At 65.4% G+C, this 13,885-nt stretch carries 14 protein-coding genes; 12 read left to right on the plus strand and 2 right to left on the minus strand.

Going from position 1 to position 13,885, the window contains the following annotated elements:
- Positions 1 to 22: 22 nt before the first annotated feature.
- Together FHY18_RS09935 and FHY18_RS09940 are read right to left on the minus strand one after the other, a co-directional pair.
- The gene (locus FHY18_RS09935; protein ID WP_259153805.1) at positions 23 to 1,369 is read right to left on the minus strand and encodes a cytochrome C; all 1,347 of its coding nucleotides are present in this window, start codon (positions 1,367 to 1,369) and stop codon (positions 23 to 25) included.
- Between the two features lie 71 nt (positions 1,370 to 1,440).
- Positions 1,441 to 2,061, minus strand: coding sequence for a cytochrome b/b6 domain-containing protein (locus tag FHY18_RS09940; protein ID WP_259153806.1), 621 nt, complete (start codon positions 2,059 to 2,061; stop codon positions 1,441 to 1,443).
- A 300-nt stretch (positions 2,062 to 2,361) separates the two neighbouring features.
- Between FHY18_RS09940 and FHY18_RS09945 the strand changes: the two genes are divergently transcribed.
- From FHY18_RS09945 to FHY18_RS10000, 12 genes are all read left to right on the plus strand, one after another.
- The gene (locus FHY18_RS09945) at positions 2,362 to 2,799 is read left to right on the plus strand and encodes an FdtA/QdtA family cupin domain-containing protein (protein WP_259153807.1); all 438 of its coding nucleotides are present in this window, start codon (positions 2,362 to 2,364) and stop codon (positions 2,797 to 2,799) included.
- Positions 2,796 to 3,467, plus strand: a complete 672-nt coding sequence (locus tag FHY18_RS09950) for an acetyltransferase (protein ID WP_259153812.1) — start codon at positions 2,796 to 2,798, stop codon at positions 3,465 to 3,467. The genes FHY18_RS09945 and FHY18_RS09950 overlap by 4 nt, the downstream gene beginning before the upstream one ends.
- A gap of 4 nt (positions 3,468 to 3,471) precedes the next feature.
- On the plus strand, positions 3,472 to 4,425 hold the full coding sequence (locus FHY18_RS09955; protein ID WP_259153814.1) for a hypothetical protein: 954 nt from the start codon (positions 3,472 to 3,474) through the stop codon (positions 4,423 to 4,425).
- Complete coding sequence (locus FHY18_RS09960) at positions 4,412 to 5,344, plus strand: GNAT family N-acetyltransferase (protein ID WP_259153816.1); 933 nt, start codon at positions 4,412 to 4,414, stop codon at positions 5,342 to 5,344. The genes FHY18_RS09955 and FHY18_RS09960 overlap by 14 nt, the downstream gene beginning before the upstream one ends.
- Positions 5,332 to 6,456 (plus strand): DegT/DnrJ/EryC1/StrS family aminotransferase, encoded by a 1,125-nt coding sequence (locus FHY18_RS09965; protein WP_259153817.1) that lies wholly within the window; start codon positions 5,332 to 5,334, stop codon positions 6,454 to 6,456. The genes FHY18_RS09960 and FHY18_RS09965 overlap by 13 nt, the downstream gene beginning before the upstream one ends.
- Positions 6,453 to 7,706: an O-antigen translocase gene (locus tag FHY18_RS09970; RefSeq protein ID WP_259153822.1), complete on the plus strand. Its 1,254-nt coding sequence runs from the start codon at positions 6,453 to 6,455 to the stop codon at positions 7,704 to 7,706. Before FHY18_RS09965 ends, FHY18_RS09970 begins: the two co-directional genes overlap by 4 nt.
- Positions 7,703 to 8,653, plus strand: a complete 951-nt coding sequence (locus FHY18_RS09975) for a glycosyltransferase (protein WP_259153824.1) — start codon at positions 7,703 to 7,705, stop codon at positions 8,651 to 8,653. Before FHY18_RS09970 ends, FHY18_RS09975 begins: the two co-directional genes overlap by 4 nt.
- Positions 8,650 to 9,783 carry a hypothetical protein gene (locus FHY18_RS09980; protein ID WP_259153825.1) on the plus strand — a complete coding sequence of 378 codons (1,134 nt, stop codon included), beginning with the start codon at positions 8,650 to 8,652 and terminating at the stop codon, positions 9,781 to 9,783. The genes FHY18_RS09975 and FHY18_RS09980 overlap by 4 nt, the downstream gene beginning before the upstream one ends.
- Before the next feature lie 39 nt (positions 9,784 to 9,822).
- Positions 9,823 to 10,665, plus strand: coding sequence for a Wzz/FepE/Etk N-terminal domain-containing protein (locus FHY18_RS09985; RefSeq protein WP_259153826.1), 843 nt, complete (start codon positions 9,823 to 9,825; stop codon positions 10,663 to 10,665).
- Between the two features lie 420 nt (positions 10,666 to 11,085).
- On the plus strand, positions 11,086 to 11,928 hold the full coding sequence (locus FHY18_RS09990) for a class I SAM-dependent methyltransferase (RefSeq protein ID WP_259153827.1): 843 nt from the start codon (positions 11,086 to 11,088) through the stop codon (positions 11,926 to 11,928).
- A 12-nt stretch (positions 11,929 to 11,940) separates the two neighbouring features.
- On the plus strand, positions 11,941 to 13,158 hold the full coding sequence (locus FHY18_RS09995) for an amidohydrolase family protein (RefSeq protein ID WP_259153828.1): 1,218 nt from the start codon (positions 11,941 to 11,943) through the stop codon (positions 13,156 to 13,158).
- A complete protein-coding gene (locus FHY18_RS10000; RefSeq protein ID WP_259153829.1) occupies positions 13,155 to 13,853 on the plus strand; it encodes a class I SAM-dependent methyltransferase in 699 nt (232 codons plus the stop codon). The genes FHY18_RS09995 and FHY18_RS10000 overlap by 4 nt, the downstream gene beginning before the upstream one ends.
- Positions 13,854 to 13,885 lie beyond the last annotated feature (32 nt).

A 13,885-nucleotide genomic window follows, 5' to 3' on the forward strand; every position in this document is an offset into this window, starting at 1 on the left:
GGGGGTCCTTACGCGTGGGGGATCAGAACGTCAGATTGACCGACATGGTGAAGCTGTCCAGATCGCGCGGATTGGTGATCGGCGGGCCGCGGAACACGTTGGAGGTGCTGCCGTTGAACTTGTCGAAGCGGAACCAGCCAGCCGACACGCGCAGGTTGGCATTGGTGGTGTAGGTGCCTTCGCGCCCGAACGGGCTCCAGTACACCAGGATCAGATTGCTGGTGGTGTCGGGGATGCCGACCGGCGAATAACGCGCTGCATCGAACGAACCGGTGTTGATCATGTGCGCGGCCAGCACGCCATAGGTCTGCTTGAACGCGTAGTTCATGCTGATGGTCTGATCGCGCACGTTGCCGCGTTCCAGCGCAGGCATGGTCGGGTCGGACGGAATCAGCGGGCTGCCGTACTTGCGGCGCTCGTAGATGTTGACGTAGGCCAGCGACATGACGTGTTCGCGGGTGCCCAGGAACTGATAGGTCAGGTCGTAGCCGAAGTCGGTGAGGTCGTCGCTGGGCCCGTTGCGCGGACGCTGGCGGCGCGTGTTGAGCGCGGTCAGGCCCACCGAGAAGAACTGCCGCTTCATGTCCTTCATATAGGCAAGCCGCGCATAGCTGGTGTCGCTGAGCTTGCCCGGGTCGCCGTTGATCGGCCAGCCGAGGCGATCCTGCGCAGACGGCGACAACGCGCTGTAGCTGCCCACTTCGCCGTACCAGTTGCGGTCGTACAGCCCGTACACGCTGGCACCGATGACGCGGTTGGACAGCGACGAGGAGCTGAGCATGGTGGACGCGCCGCCGTTGGAGGCCGGCGTCAGGGTGGAGGCATTGGGCAACACATGGATCGGGTCGGAGATGCCCGGATTGTTGTTGACGCTGACACCGATCATGGTGTCCTTGCCGGCCATCTGGAACGGCTTGCTGACAAAGCGCAGATCCACATCGTCCAGGCGTGTGTCGAAGGTGGCGTTGCCGCTGTTGTTGGAGCGGATCTTGGAATAGCCGCCGATGTTGTCGTTGACCCGGCCGGCCAGATACAGGTCGGCCTGGGTCAGGCGCGCGGTACTGTCGCCGCGGCTGGGGTTATTGCGCGCCCAGGTGAGCTGGCCGGACACCGGAATCTTGGTGCCCTCGCCATTGGTATCGGTGAAGCCGCCCAGCTTGAAGCGCATGCCGTAAGGCGTGAGCGAGGGACCGTAGGAGCCGATATGGCAGTCCGCGCACGAAGAACCGGTCTGGCGGGCGAACGAGGGAATCGCCTGCGCCTGCGTGCTGGCCAGCAGCAGCAACGGGCCGGACACGCATAACAAGGACGTCAGGGAGGCGGTGCGCGATGGGTTGGCGCGGCGCGAAGCAGGCTGGGAAATAGGCATGGAAAGTCCTTGTTCGACGGTGCGGGGTTCAACTGGGAAAGAGCGGACGAGGGCGAGGGAGGTGCGAGGACTCATGCGCGCTTGCCCGGCAGCACGCGGTACAGCAGGCCATCGCGCAGCACCAGGTGATGCCACAGCGCGGCGCCGATATGCAGCAGCACCAAGGCCAGCAGCGCCCAGGCGGCATTCAAGTGCCACACGCCGAGGGTGTCGCCCAGATCCGGATCGGCCTCGATGAGGTTCGGCAGCGCCAGACCGAACAGGTAGACCGTCTTGCCGAACGCGTTGCTCAGCGACCAACCGATCAACGGCAACGCAAGCATCAGCCCGTACATCGCCAGATGGGTGCCGCCTGCAGCGAGTCGAGTCATCAACGGTGCGGGCGGGCCGGGTGGCAGCTTGCGCAGCCGCAGCCGCAGGCCGACGCGCAACACGAACAGCAGCAACACCATCAGGCCGAAATGGCGATGGCCTTCGAGCAGCCACTGACGCAATGCGCGCCCATCGAGCTCGGCGCGCAGCAGAATCAGGCTGGCCGCCATCACCAGGCACAGCACGGTGAGCCAGTGCAGCACGCGCATCGGTTTGGGCAAGGGCGTGACCCGTGCGGCTGGCGCTGCGGGCGTGGAGGGAGGCAGGGTTGTGGCGCTGCCGGTGGCTGCCGTGTCCGGCGCCTGGGGGGATGGATGCATCTGGGTGGTGTCCTCACCGGTGGTGGTCGTTGGTTCCGGCAGCGCGTGCTGCGCTGCCAGGCCTGGCTCCCCACGCCGGCCGGAACTGCGGCCAGGTGAACGTGCACCGATATGTGCGGTGCTGCCGATGAAAGGTTGCATCGCCACAACGAATTTTTATCGTGGCCGAGCGCGCTCGGCATGCGATTGCGCTTGTGCGCACGCCACTTCGCAGTGCCGTGACCTGGCGCAACCTTTCGCGCATCCCGGCGCACTCAGGCATGTCGCACTACGTGCAGTCAGCGGTTACGCCCCGGAACCATGGCCTTCGAACCCATCCAGTTGCATACCCACGGCGACGATCGCGGTCTGCTCATTTCGTTGGAGCAGGAGCGCAACGTGCCATTCGAGATACGCCGCGTGTATTACCTGTTCGGTACCCGCAGCGGCGTGCACCGTGGCCAGCACGCGCACCGCCGGCTCAATCAGCTTGCGGTGGCCCTGCATGGCTCGGTGACGATCCTGCTGGACGAAGGCAAGGGCGATGGTCCGACCGAGGTGACCTTGGACGACCCCTCGCAAGGCCTGCTGCTGGGCCGCATGGTCTGGCGCGACCTGCACCATTTCAGTCCCGACTGCGTGCTGATGGTGCTGGCCGACCAGTTCTACGACCCAGGCGACTACATCCTCGATTACGACCAGTTCCTGGGCGAAGTGCGTGGGGAACATCGCCTGGATGCGTGCAGGCTGGAAGCATGAGCGTGCGCAAACCTCTGGTGATCGTCGGTGCGGGCGAGTTTGCGCAGATCGCCTGCGAATACTTCCAGCACGACAGCGACTACGACGTGGTCGCCTTCAGCGTGGAGCGCGATTTCCTGTTGCGGCCCACCCTGGCCGAGTTGCCGGTGGTGGCCTACGAGGAACTCGAGCAGCGCTATCCGCCCGCGCAGTACGCGGTGTTCGTCGCGATTCCGGCAACGCAGTTGAACCGCTTGCGCATGCGCTTTTACCAAGACGTGGTGCGCCGCGGCTACCGCTGCGCCACCTATGTCAGCTCGCGCGCGTTCGTCTGGCGCAATGCACAGATCGGCGCCAACAGTTTCATCTTCGAAGGCAACGTCATCCAGCCGTTTACCCGTATCGGCGACAACTGCATCTTGTGGAGTGGCAACCACATCGGCCATCGCACCGTGGTGCAGGACCATGTGTTCATCGCCTCGCACGCGGTCATCTCCGGCTATTGCGAGATCGGCAGCGGCAGCTTCGTCGGCGTCAACGCCACCTTGAGCGACAAGGTGCGTATTGCCGCGGACAACATCATCGGTGCCGGTGCCCTGGTGACGCGGCATACCGAGGCCGGGCGCGTGTATGTCGGTTCGCCCGCGCGCGCCGTGGCCGGCAGGTCCAGCGCCGACGTGGAGCTCTGAGGCCGTGTTTACCTGGACCAAGCGTGGGCTGGTATTCGATGTCGCGCGCGATGGCGTGGGCGGATGGATGCAGCACGCAGCGCTGACGCCTACGCCGTACCGATTGTCCGCGCAGGTGTTGCGCGTGTATGCCGGCTTTCGCGACAGTCAGGGCGTGAGCCGGATCGGCTATGTGGATGTGCGCGCCGATGCGCCGACGCAGATCGTCGGTGTGAGCAAGCTGCCGGTGCTGGACATCGGGCGCGATGGCTGCTTCGACGACAACGGCATGATCCTGGGCGATGTGGTCGCCGGCCCGGACGGCTTGTACATGTTCTACGTTGGCTTCCAGCGGGTGGCCAAGGCGAAGTTTCTGGCGTTCACCGGCCTGGCGATCTCGCGCGATGGCGGCGAGACGTTTGAGCGTCGTCAGGAAACGCCGCTGCTGGACCGCGCCCCTGGCCGCAGCACGATCGCGGCGGTGCATTCGGCACGCTACGAAGATGGGCGCTGGCGTCTGTGGTACGCGGTGGGCGACGACTGGGAAGACATCGGTGGTCACCCGTATCCGCGTTACCACATCCGCTATGTGGAAACCGACGACCTGCGCTGCATTCCGCTTGCCGACAGCGTGTGCCTGCGTCCGCACGATGACGAGTACCGCATCGGACGCCCGCGCGTGTACCGGCTGGACGAGCGCTATCTGATGTACTTCACCCGCGGCGATATCGGTGGCGGCTATTTTCCCGGCATCGCGTTCAGCCGCGATGGCGTGCACTGGGAACGCAACGATGATGCGCTAGGCCTGCAGTTGTCCATCGAGGGATGGGATGCACAGACGTTGTGCTACCCCGCATTGATCCAGCAGGGCGAGCGGGTATTGATGTTCTACAACGGCAACGCGATGGGCCAGGCCGGCTTCGGGCTGGCCGATGCCGCGTTGCCGGTAGAGCTGCAGGGCTGTCATGTATTCGGTTAGGCCCTACGTTGCCGGCGATGCGCTCGCCTGGGACGCATTGGTGGCGTGTTCGCGCAATGGCAACCTGTTGCATCGGCGCGGCTACATGGATTATCACGCCGACCGCTTCGTGGATGCCTCGTTGCTGGTGGAACGTGGCGGCGAGGTGCTCGCGGTATTTCCCGCCAGCGTGCAGGGCGATTGCGTCAGCAGCCATGCCGGGCTCACCTATGCCGGCCTGCTGTCGTCGATGGCGATGCGGGCCAGTGCCACCTTGCAGGTGCTCGAACAGATCGCGGCGCATTACCGCGCAGGCGGCATGCGCGAGCTCGTCTACAAGCCGGTGCCGCATGTGTTTCATGCCTACCCGGCGGAGGAAGAGCTGTATGCGCTGCATCGGGTGGGCGCGCAGCTGTATCGACGCGATCTGTCGTCGGTGATCGCCTTGCGCCAGCCGTTTACCTTCAGCGCCGAGCGGCGGCGTTCGATCGCCAAGGCGCGCAAGGCCGGCGTGCACATCCAGACCGGCACCACGCTGGATGCGTTTCATGCGCTGCTGAGCGAGGTGCTGCAGCGGCATGGCGTGGCGCCCACGCATCGGCTGGACGAGCTGCAATTGCTGCAGGGGCGGTTTCCGCATCACATCGTGCTGCACGAGGCACGCGTCGAGGGACAGCTGGTGGCCGCTGCGCTGGTGTACGACTTCGGCCGCAGCGTGCACACCCAGTATCTGGCGGTGTCCGAGCGCGGGCGCCGGCTGGATGCGCTGAGCCTGCTGCTGGCCGAACTGATCACCCAGGTGTATGCGGCGCGCGACTACTTCAGTTTCGGCATTTCCACCGAGCATGGCGGGCAAGTGCTCAATGAAGGCTTGGTCGAACAAAAGGAGCGCTTCGGCGCACGTGCGGTTGTGCAGGACTTCTATCGATGGACCTTGTAATGGATGTGCCGTTCCTGGATTTGCGCGCGGTCAACGCGCGCTATGCCGATGAACTCAAAACCGCGGCCGCGCGGGTGATCGATGCAGGCTGGTATGTACTCGGCCAGGAGCTGGCCGCATTCGAAGAAGAATTCGCCAGTTACTGCGGCGCGGCGCATGCGGTCGGCGTCGGCAACGGACTGGACGCGTTGTCGCTGATCCTGCGCGGTTACCGCGAACTAGGCGTATTGCGCGAGGGCGATGAGATCATCGTGCCGGCCAATACCTTCATCGCGACATTTCTGGCGATCAGCCAGAACCATCTGGTGCTGGTGCCGGTGGAGCCGGACCCGGCCACCTTCAACATGGACCCGGCCAGCGTGGAAAAAGCGATCGGGCCGCGCACCCGCGCCATCATGGCGGTGCATCTGTACGGCCAGCTGGCCGACATGGCGGCGTTGCAGACGCTGGCGCACCGCTATGGCTTGCTGCTGCTCGAGGATGCCGCACAGGCGCACGGTGCAACGGCGCAGGCCCGGCGCGCGGGGGCCTTCGGCGATGCTGCCGCGTTCAGCTTTTTTCCGACCAAGAACCTGGGTGCCCTGGGCGATGGCGGCGCAGTCGTCACCTCCGATGCGCGGCTGGCCGAGCGCATCCGCGCGTTGCGCAACTATGGCTCGGAGGTGAAGTACCACCATCTCTACCAGGGCGTGAACTCGCGACTGGACGAGCTGCAGGCGGCCTTGTTGCGCGTCAAACTGGGCTACCTGGACCAGGAGATCGCATTGCGGCGCGCGGTGGCACGACGTTATCTGCAAGGTATCGACAACCCCTTGATCGTCTTGCCGACGGTGGTCTGCGACGAGCAACATGTGTGGCATCTGTTCGTGGTACGCAGCCCGCAGCGTGATGCGCTGCAGGCGCATCTGTTGCGCCATGGCATCCACACCCAGATTCATTACCCGGTGCCGCCGCATCGGCAGCCGGCCTACGCGACACTCGGCGATACCTGCCTGCCGATCAGCGAGCGCCTGCATGCCGAGGTGTTGAGTCTTCCGATGGGCCCGGCACTGGATGCGGCATCGGTGGAGCGCGTGATCGCTGCCTGCCAATCGTTCGGCGCCGGCACATGAATCTGGTGCGCAGCAGCGCCTACACCGGCGTCGCGACGCTGGCGAAATTGCTCGCTGCGCTGGTGGTGGTCAAGCTGGTGGCCGTGTATGCCGGGCCGCAGGGGGTGGGGCGGCTGGGCCAGTTCCTCAATCTGATGGCGGTGCTGGCGGTGCTGGCGGGCGGCGGCATCAGCGCCGGTATCGTCAAGTACGTCGCCGACTATCGCAACGACCCGCAGGCGCAGGCGCGTCTGCTCGGTGCGGCGCTGTGGTATGCGTGTTGTGCGTCCTGCGTGCTGGCGATGCTGGCGTTGGTGTTCAGCGGCTTGCTTGCCGAGCGGCTGCTGGGAGATGTCGGCTACCGCCCGTTGATCTGCGTGCTGGCAGTGGCGCAGTTGGGCATCGCGGCGGTCAACTACATTCTTGCGGTGATCAACGGTTTCATGGATGTGCGCCGCCTGGCCATCGTGCAGGTAAGCGGCGCGGCGATGAGCGTTGCGCTGGTGGCATGGCTGTCGGGCATGGCGCAGCTGCAAGGGGCCTTGTTCGCACTGGTGCTTGGGCAGGTGCTATGGCTGTTGGCGGGGGTGCCGGCCCTGCGACGCAGCCCGTACTTTCGCCGCGAGATGTTGCGCCCGCGCTTCGATGCGGCGATGACGCGCCGGCTGGCGGCCTTTTCGGTGATGACGCTCACCTCCACCCTGGTGCCGCAGCTGGTGATCATTCTGGTGCGCGACCATCTTGTCGCCCAGTTCGGCTGGGAACAGGTGGGCTACTGGCAGGCGGTGAGCCGGGTGTCGGATGCCTACCTGCTGTTCTTCACCACCGCCATCAACGTGTATTACCTGCCCAAGCTGGCCTCGCTGGATACGCGTGCCGACCTGGGCCGCGAACTGCGCGCTGCATATCGTTATGTAATGCCGGCGGTGATCGTGATGGCATTGGGCGTGTATGTCTGCCGCGATTGGGTGACCTGGCTGCTGTTCGACCCGCAGTTTGCTGCGGCCAGGGCGCTGTACGGCCCGCAGCTGGTGGGCGATGTGGTCAAGATCGCGGCCTTCGTTTTGTCGTATGTGATGTTGGCCAAGGCCATGACGCGCCTGTTCGTGGTGTCCGAGTGCGTGTTTGCCGCCAGCTATCTGGGGTTGGTGTACCTGCTTGCCGCGCGATTCGGGCTGATCGGTGCGATGTACGCCTTCGTCGCCAACTACGTGCTGTATCTGCTGTTCAATCTCGTGGTGGTGCGGCGCTACCTGGTGCAGCCGGCATGAACGAGCGTACCCAACCGGCCGGACGTGCACGCTGGCCATTGGTGTCGGTGCTGATCCCCGCGTTCAACCATGAGCGCTTCGTCCAGCGCTGCCTGGACAGCGTGTTGGAGGACCCGTACCCATGCAAGGAGATCGTCATCATCGACGACGGCTCCAGCGATGCCACCGGTGAACGGATTGCGCAGTGGATCGCCGCCCACGGGCATCGGCTGCCGGTGCAGTTCGTCCAGCGGGCCAATCGCGGGGTTGCGGCCACGCTCAACGAACTGGCGTTGCGTGCCAATGGCGAGTTTCTGCGTCTGGGTGCCAGCGACGACTATCTATTGCCCGGCGGGCTGGATGCGCAGGTGCGCTATTTGCGCGCGCATCCGCAGACGCTTGCGGTGATCGGCGATGCCTGCGTGGTGGACCAACATGGCCGGCTACTGCACGACAGTGCGATGCGTGACCTGCATGGGGTGGATGTCGATCTGTATCGCTCCGAACAAGGCATCCGCCGCGCGGTGATCCGGCAATGGGCTGTCAGCGGTGCCGTTGCCTTGTTGCGTCGCGGCGCCTTCGATGCACGCAGTGGCTGGGACGAGTCACTGCGTATCGAGGATTGGGACTTTTTCCTGCGCCTGGCTGCGCGCAACGCGCTGGGATTCATCGATATGCAGGTCTGCGCGTATCGCTTGCACGGCAATAACCTCAGCAAGACGGCGGACGTGCCGGCACGTATCGCCAATCTGAGCGAGTCGCGACGGGTGGCCCTGCGCTGCGCGGTCTTGTTCGACGAACCCGATCGCACGTTGTTGTATGCGCAATCGCGCTATATCGCGGCCAAGGTGGCTTTCCTGCAGCGTAGGCCACATGCGGTGATCGCTCACTTGCTGGCCTATGCGTGGTTGTCGCTGCCGGCCGCATGGCGGCCCAAGCCCGCGCGCAGTGCGACGGAGCCGGCATGAGCGCGTTGCTGCGGCGGCCTGCGACCTACCTGGCCTTGCCGATGCTGCTCAGCTGCGCATTGACGTTGCTGACCTATACGCTGCCGGACGGCTACCTGGATGGCATCGTGTTGCTGGCGATTGCCGCGACGGTGACCGTCGCGCTCGACGCTGCGCTGCGCACCCGGCTGCCTGCGGTAGAGGATTTTCGCCGTTATCGTTACGCCGGCACGCGCGATGCGTTCGTGGTCATGACGCTGGCAGCGGTGGTCACGGTGTTCTGCATTGCCGACGTGGTGCTGTTTCCGATTCCGTTGTTCAGCGATCCATCCTCGTACGCCACCTTGAGCCCGTTGCGCTCGCACGTGCGGCATATCTCCAACATGTGCTGGATCCTGCCGCCGATTGCGTTGCTGTGTGTACGCCATCGCGGCCTGCGTGCAGCAATGGTGGCATTCGGATTCGTATTCCCGATTGTGGTGATCGACCGCAATCGCATCTTTGCCGGGCTGTTTTCGTTCGTGCTGGTGATGCTGCTGCGCCGCGACCCGACGCGCGCGCTGCCGTGGAAGACCATCGGCGTGCTGGTACTGGCAGGCGCTGGCGTGTTTTCGCTACTCGGTGCGGTGCGTTCCGGCTCGCTGGCGAGCGTGACATTGCCGTTCAGCGCGTTCTACCGTGCCATGCCGCAAGGCGTGCAATGGCTGCTGCTGTACATCAGTGCCGGGCCTTACAACTTTGGCGCCATCCTGGCCAAGGGGTACGAAAACGCCAGTTTTCTGGTCAACCAGCTGGTGCCGTTCAGTGGTTCGATCGCCACCGCCGGTACCAGCATTCCGTTGGATGCGCCCAACATCAATGTGGGCACCGAGTTCTTTCCGTTTCTGATGGCCTGGGGCGCACCGGGTGCGTGGCTGGCGTTGTTGACGCTGTATGCAAGCCTGGTGTGGAGCGTGCGCCGGCTCAAGGGCTCGCTCTCGATTTTCCATGTGCTGATCTTCCTGCGCATCGCCTACGCCTGCCTGATGTCGCCATTCGCGCCGCAGGCGTTCACCTGGACCAACCTCGGCTTCATTGCGCTGTGCCTGGCGCTGCACGCCTGCACCGTGTTGTTGCCTAGCCGACATCCAGCGCATCCGTCCGTCGCATAAGTGCGGCAACCCACTGTCACGTTCCAGAGCCTGCGTACCATGAATCAACACGACGAAATCTACCTGATCGACCTTTGGCGCATCCTGCGGCGCGAGTGGCGCTGGGCGCTGGCCGCATTGGTGGTGGTGCTGGGCCTGACGTTTGTCTTCCTGCGCGTGGCCAAGCCGCAATGGGAAGCCGCTGCATGGATCCAGGTGGGAGAAATCGGCCCCACGCCTGCCGGACGCGACCCCAAGGTCGAGCCGTTCCAGCGGGTGATCGATCGCATGAAGACGCGGCTGTTTCAGGACGCGGTCCTGCACCAGGCCGGCGTGCCGCTCAGCAGCCGTGCCGCGCAGTTGTATCGCAGCAGCCTGAAGCCGGATCCGGACCCGTACGCCAATCTCATCGGTGTGACCATTCGCGCCGAATCCGTGCAGCAGGCGCGCACCTTGGCGCTGGCCACCGTCGCCGCATTGCAGGGCCTGCATGGCGACACCAATGCCGCCGCGCTCGCACTTGCACGGACGCGCCTGCAGGGGCTTGACGAGGATCTGCGCGTTGCCACGCTCACTCGCGCGCAACTGCAAAAACAACTGCAATCCGGGTCTGCGGCAAGCCCGGAGCAGGTGCTGGCCGGGGTGTTGCTGACCGAAAACACCACCAGCCTCCGTGCGATCAAGAGCGAACGTGACGATCTGATTGCACGGCTGACCGCGCGTTACACCTATCAAACCTCGTTGGCGTGGCCGTTGTACGTGCCCGAGCAGCGGGTGTTTCCGAATGCGGTGATGATCTGGGCGGTCGGTCTGCTTGGTGGAGCGGGGTTGGGCGTGCTGGTGGCGGTGGTGCGCAATGCCTGGCGTCGCCGTCGGGTTGAAGGCGCCGGCGCCATTGCGTAAGCGCTGATACAAGCGACTGCGCGCACCGCCTTGCGGGCGCTGCCGCTGCACGCTGCGGCATGGCCCACGCGTGCCCCCCGGTCCTGGCAGCCCCGTCCATACCGACCTGGCGACTGCCCGCCATGGTCCGTTAGCCGATGCAGGACGCGCGATCGTCGTCATGGACTGCGGCGTGTCGGGCGAGCGGGCAGTTCGGACGCGCAAGCGCGGCACGCAGTGATCAAGACGGAGTCCTGCCGGCCAGGGTTTTTCACTGCCGAGTCTGTAGCCGATCATGTCGGGCAATCCCCGCGCGAACGGCCTGACTGCAACCAAACCGGCGCGGCCCGGCACTCACCGGTCTATCAAGCGATACCGCGTTGCCGGTGCCGCGTCTGGAGAGTGCCGTGAGATCAGCAGGACGGGTGGGGGAGGCAATGCATGTCAGTGCTCAGTGAGCATGCCGCGCGCGGCGGGACGGTCGCGCCCGAGCAGTTGCTGGAGACGCAACGCGCGTTCGACAGCGTCGCCCCCGATTACGATGGCCCACGCGGCAACAATGCGTTGATCCAGCGCATGCGCACCACATTGTGGGATACGGTGGCCGCAGAGTTGCCGGTCGGCGCGCGGCTGGTGGATCTGGGCTGCGGGACCGGCCTGGATGCGGGTGAGTTTGCCCGTCGCGGCTACAGTGTGCTGGCCACCGATTGGTCGCCGGCCATGATCGAACGCACGCGCCACCGCGCCGCCGCGCAGGGGCTGGAACAGCGCCTGACAGCCGCACACGTCGGCATCCAGCAGCTCGATCAGCTGGAGGGTACCTTCGACGGTATGTACTCCAACTTCGGCCCGCTCAATTGCGCGCCGGATCTGCCGGCAGTGGCCGCCGAATGCGCGCGCCTTCTGCGCGCCGATGGCTGCCTGGTGTTTTCGGTGATCGGACGCATCTGCCCATGGGAAATCGGCCATTACGCGCTGCGCGGGCGTTTCAAGCGCGCGGCGGTGCGTGCGGCCAAGGGCGCAACCGCGGTGGGCATGAACGGCCACACCATCTGGACCTGGTACCACCTGCCACGCGAGTTCTACCGCGCATTCGAACAGCACTTCGTGCTGGACAGCTACCGTGCCCTGAGCCTGTTCCTGCCGCCACCGTACCTGGTCGACTTTTGCCAGCGGCATCCGCGTGTCTCCGAGCGCTTGGGTGGGCTGGACGACCGCTTCGGTGGGTGGCCACTGTTGCGCGACATGGGCGATCACTTCCTGATCGTGATGCGCAAGCGCTGAGTGGAGATGCCGATGTCCATGGCCGATGTCTGCCTGCAAGGCGCGCGATCGATCACGCTGGCGGGGCCGTCGCGCGCAGCGGTGAACATGCGCGCCGGTCGCTTCGGCGGCACGCTCGGTACCGGCACCTTGCGCCTTGACTTGCAGGGCCATGTACTGGCGCCTGGGCTGATCAACGCGCACGAGCACTTGCAGGTCAACTGCGTGCCGCCGCTGCCGCAGGGCGCGCCGTTCGCCAACAGTTATGCATGGATCGAGGCGTTTCAATCGCACTTTCAGCATCCATCCGTGGCCGCGGCATTGCGCGTGCCCAAGGCGGTGCGCCTGCGCCATGGTGGTTTGAAGAACCTGCTCGCCGGGGTGACCTGCGTGGCGCAGCACGACCCCTGGCACGCCACGTTGGACGAGGCCGACTTTCCGGTCAGCGTCCTGCGCGAATTCGGCTGGAGTTATGCGCTGGGCTGGACCGGCTACGGCCCGCCGGTACAGGGCAGCTTTGCGGCAACGCCGGCGGCGCACCCATGGATGATCCACCTGGCCGAAGGCACCGACGCGGTGGCGCGTGCCGAACTCGACGCTCTGGATCGGCTCGGGTGCCTGGCGTCCAACACGGTCTTGATCCATGGCGTGGGCATGGGCGAGCAGGATGTCGAGCGGGTGATTGCGCGCGGTGCGGCGGTGGTGTGGTGCCCGTCGAGCAATCTGGCGCTGCTCGGGCGCACGCTCGAGCCATGGCAGCTGTGCATGGCCGGGCGGCTGGCGCTGGGCAGCGATTCGCGCGTCAGTGGCGCGCGCGATCTGCTCGAAGAATTGCGCATCGCCGCCGACAGCGGGCTGGCGCCGGATTTGCTACTGGGTCTGGCCACCGACCAATCCGCACGCATCTTGCGCATGGCAACGCGCGGACGGATCGCACCGGGCGCAGTGGCGGACCTAGTGATCGTGCGCGACCGCGGCGGCGAGCCCGCCAGCAGCGTGATCGGCTGCGACCGCAGCGAGTTGCGTGCCGTGATCCGTGATGGCAAGCCACGCATCGCCGATCCGGATTTTGCACCCTGGTTCGATGCCGCCGGCATCCAGACCATCCCGGTGGTGCTGGATGGACGCCCCAAGTTGCTGGACGCCAGTCTGGCGGACCCGGCCGTGCTCGCGCTCGAACCCGGCTTGCAACAGGTGCAAGGCGTCCGGCAATCGTCGAACGCGCTGGCATCGATCGGTGTCGCGTCGTGAGCGCAGTCCCGGTGCTCGAGCCTGATGCGGCGTATGCGCTCTGGGCGCAGGCGTATCCGCCACATGCGCATAACCCGGTGATGCAGGCAGAAGAGCGCGCAATGCTCGATCTGATGCCCTCCACCCTGCAGAACCTGCATGTGCTGGATGCCGGCTGCGGCAGCGGCCGCTACATGCTGCATGCGTTGCGCCGTGGCGCGCGACATGTCACCGGTGTCGATCTGTCGCCGCAGATGCTTGAGCGCGCCAGGGCGGAACTGTCGCAACAGTGGCCACCGGCACGCGTGCAATTGCAGCAGGGCAGCCTGGACCGGTTGCCGCTTGACGATGCGGTTGCCGACCTCAGCGTGTGCGGCCTGGTGGTCGGGCATCTCCAGCTGCTATGGCCGGCGCTGGAAGAACTGCATCGGGTCACCCGTGTCGATGGCCTGGTGCTGTGCAGCGACGTGCATCCGATCGGCCATGCGCTGGGCTGGCGCCGCGACTTCAAGGCCGATGGCCTGCACTATGCGGTGCGCCACACCCAGCATCTGTACAGCCACTGGCATTCGGTATGCACGGCATTGGGGTTTGCGATCGAAGCGGTGGCCGAGCCGATGCTGGACCCGGCCGACATCCCTGCCGGCGCGCGTTTCGACCAGACGGCGCTGCAGGTGCCGGTGGCGCTGGTGCTGCGGCTGCGGCGCCTCGCGTGAGAATCACGCCGACACTTTGCCCGCGCAACCCG

Source organism: Xanthomonas sp. 3793 (assembly GCF_024806835.1).
In the GTDB taxonomy this organism is placed as follows: domain Bacteria; phylum Pseudomonadota; class Gammaproteobacteria; order Xanthomonadales; family Xanthomonadaceae; genus Xanthomonas; species Xanthomonas arboricola_F.

Excerpts from the sequence above, each read along its gene's own strand:
- FHY18_RS09950 (WP_259153812.1), top strand. The coding sequence starts at position 2,796 with ATGAGCGTGCGCAAACCTCTGGTGATCGTCGGTGCGGGCGAGTTTGCG.
- FHY18_RS09940 (WP_259153806.1), bottom strand. The coding sequence starts at position 2,061 with ATGCATCCATCCCCCCAGGCGCCGGACACGGCAGCCACCGGCAGCGCC.
- FHY18_RS09985 (WP_259153826.1), top strand. The coding sequence starts at position 9,823 with ATGAATCAACACGACGAAATCTACCTGATCGACCTTTGGCGCATCCTG.
- FHY18_RS09980 (WP_259153825.1), top strand. The coding sequence starts at position 8,650 with ATGAGCGCGTTGCTGCGGCGGCCTGCGACCTACCTGGCCTTGCCGATG.
- FHY18_RS09990 (WP_259153827.1), top strand. The coding sequence starts at position 11,086 with ATGTCAGTGCTCAGTGAGCATGCCGCGCGCGGCGGGACGGTCGCGCCC.
- FHY18_RS09975 (WP_259153824.1), top strand. The coding sequence starts at position 7,703 with ATGAACGAGCGTACCCAACCGGCCGGACGTGCACGCTGGCCATTGGTG.
- FHY18_RS09945 (WP_259153807.1), top strand. The coding sequence starts at position 2,362 with ATGGCCTTCGAACCCATCCAGTTGCATACCCACGGCGACGATCGCGGT.
- FHY18_RS09970 (WP_259153822.1), top strand. The coding sequence starts at position 6,453 with ATGAATCTGGTGCGCAGCAGCGCCTACACCGGCGTCGCGACGCTGGCG.
- FHY18_RS09935 (WP_259153805.1), bottom strand. The coding sequence starts at position 1,369 with ATGCCTATTTCCCAGCCTGCTTCGCGCCGCGCCAACCCATCGCGCACC.
- FHY18_RS09965 (WP_259153817.1), top strand. The coding sequence starts at position 5,332 with ATGGACCTTGTAATGGATGTGCCGTTCCTGGATTTGCGCGCGGTCAAC.
- FHY18_RS09995 (WP_259153828.1), top strand. The coding sequence starts at position 11,941 with ATGTCCATGGCCGATGTCTGCCTGCAAGGCGCGCGATCGATCACGCTG.
- FHY18_RS09960 (WP_259153816.1), top strand. The coding sequence starts at position 4,412 with ATGTATTCGGTTAGGCCCTACGTTGCCGGCGATGCGCTCGCCTGGGAC.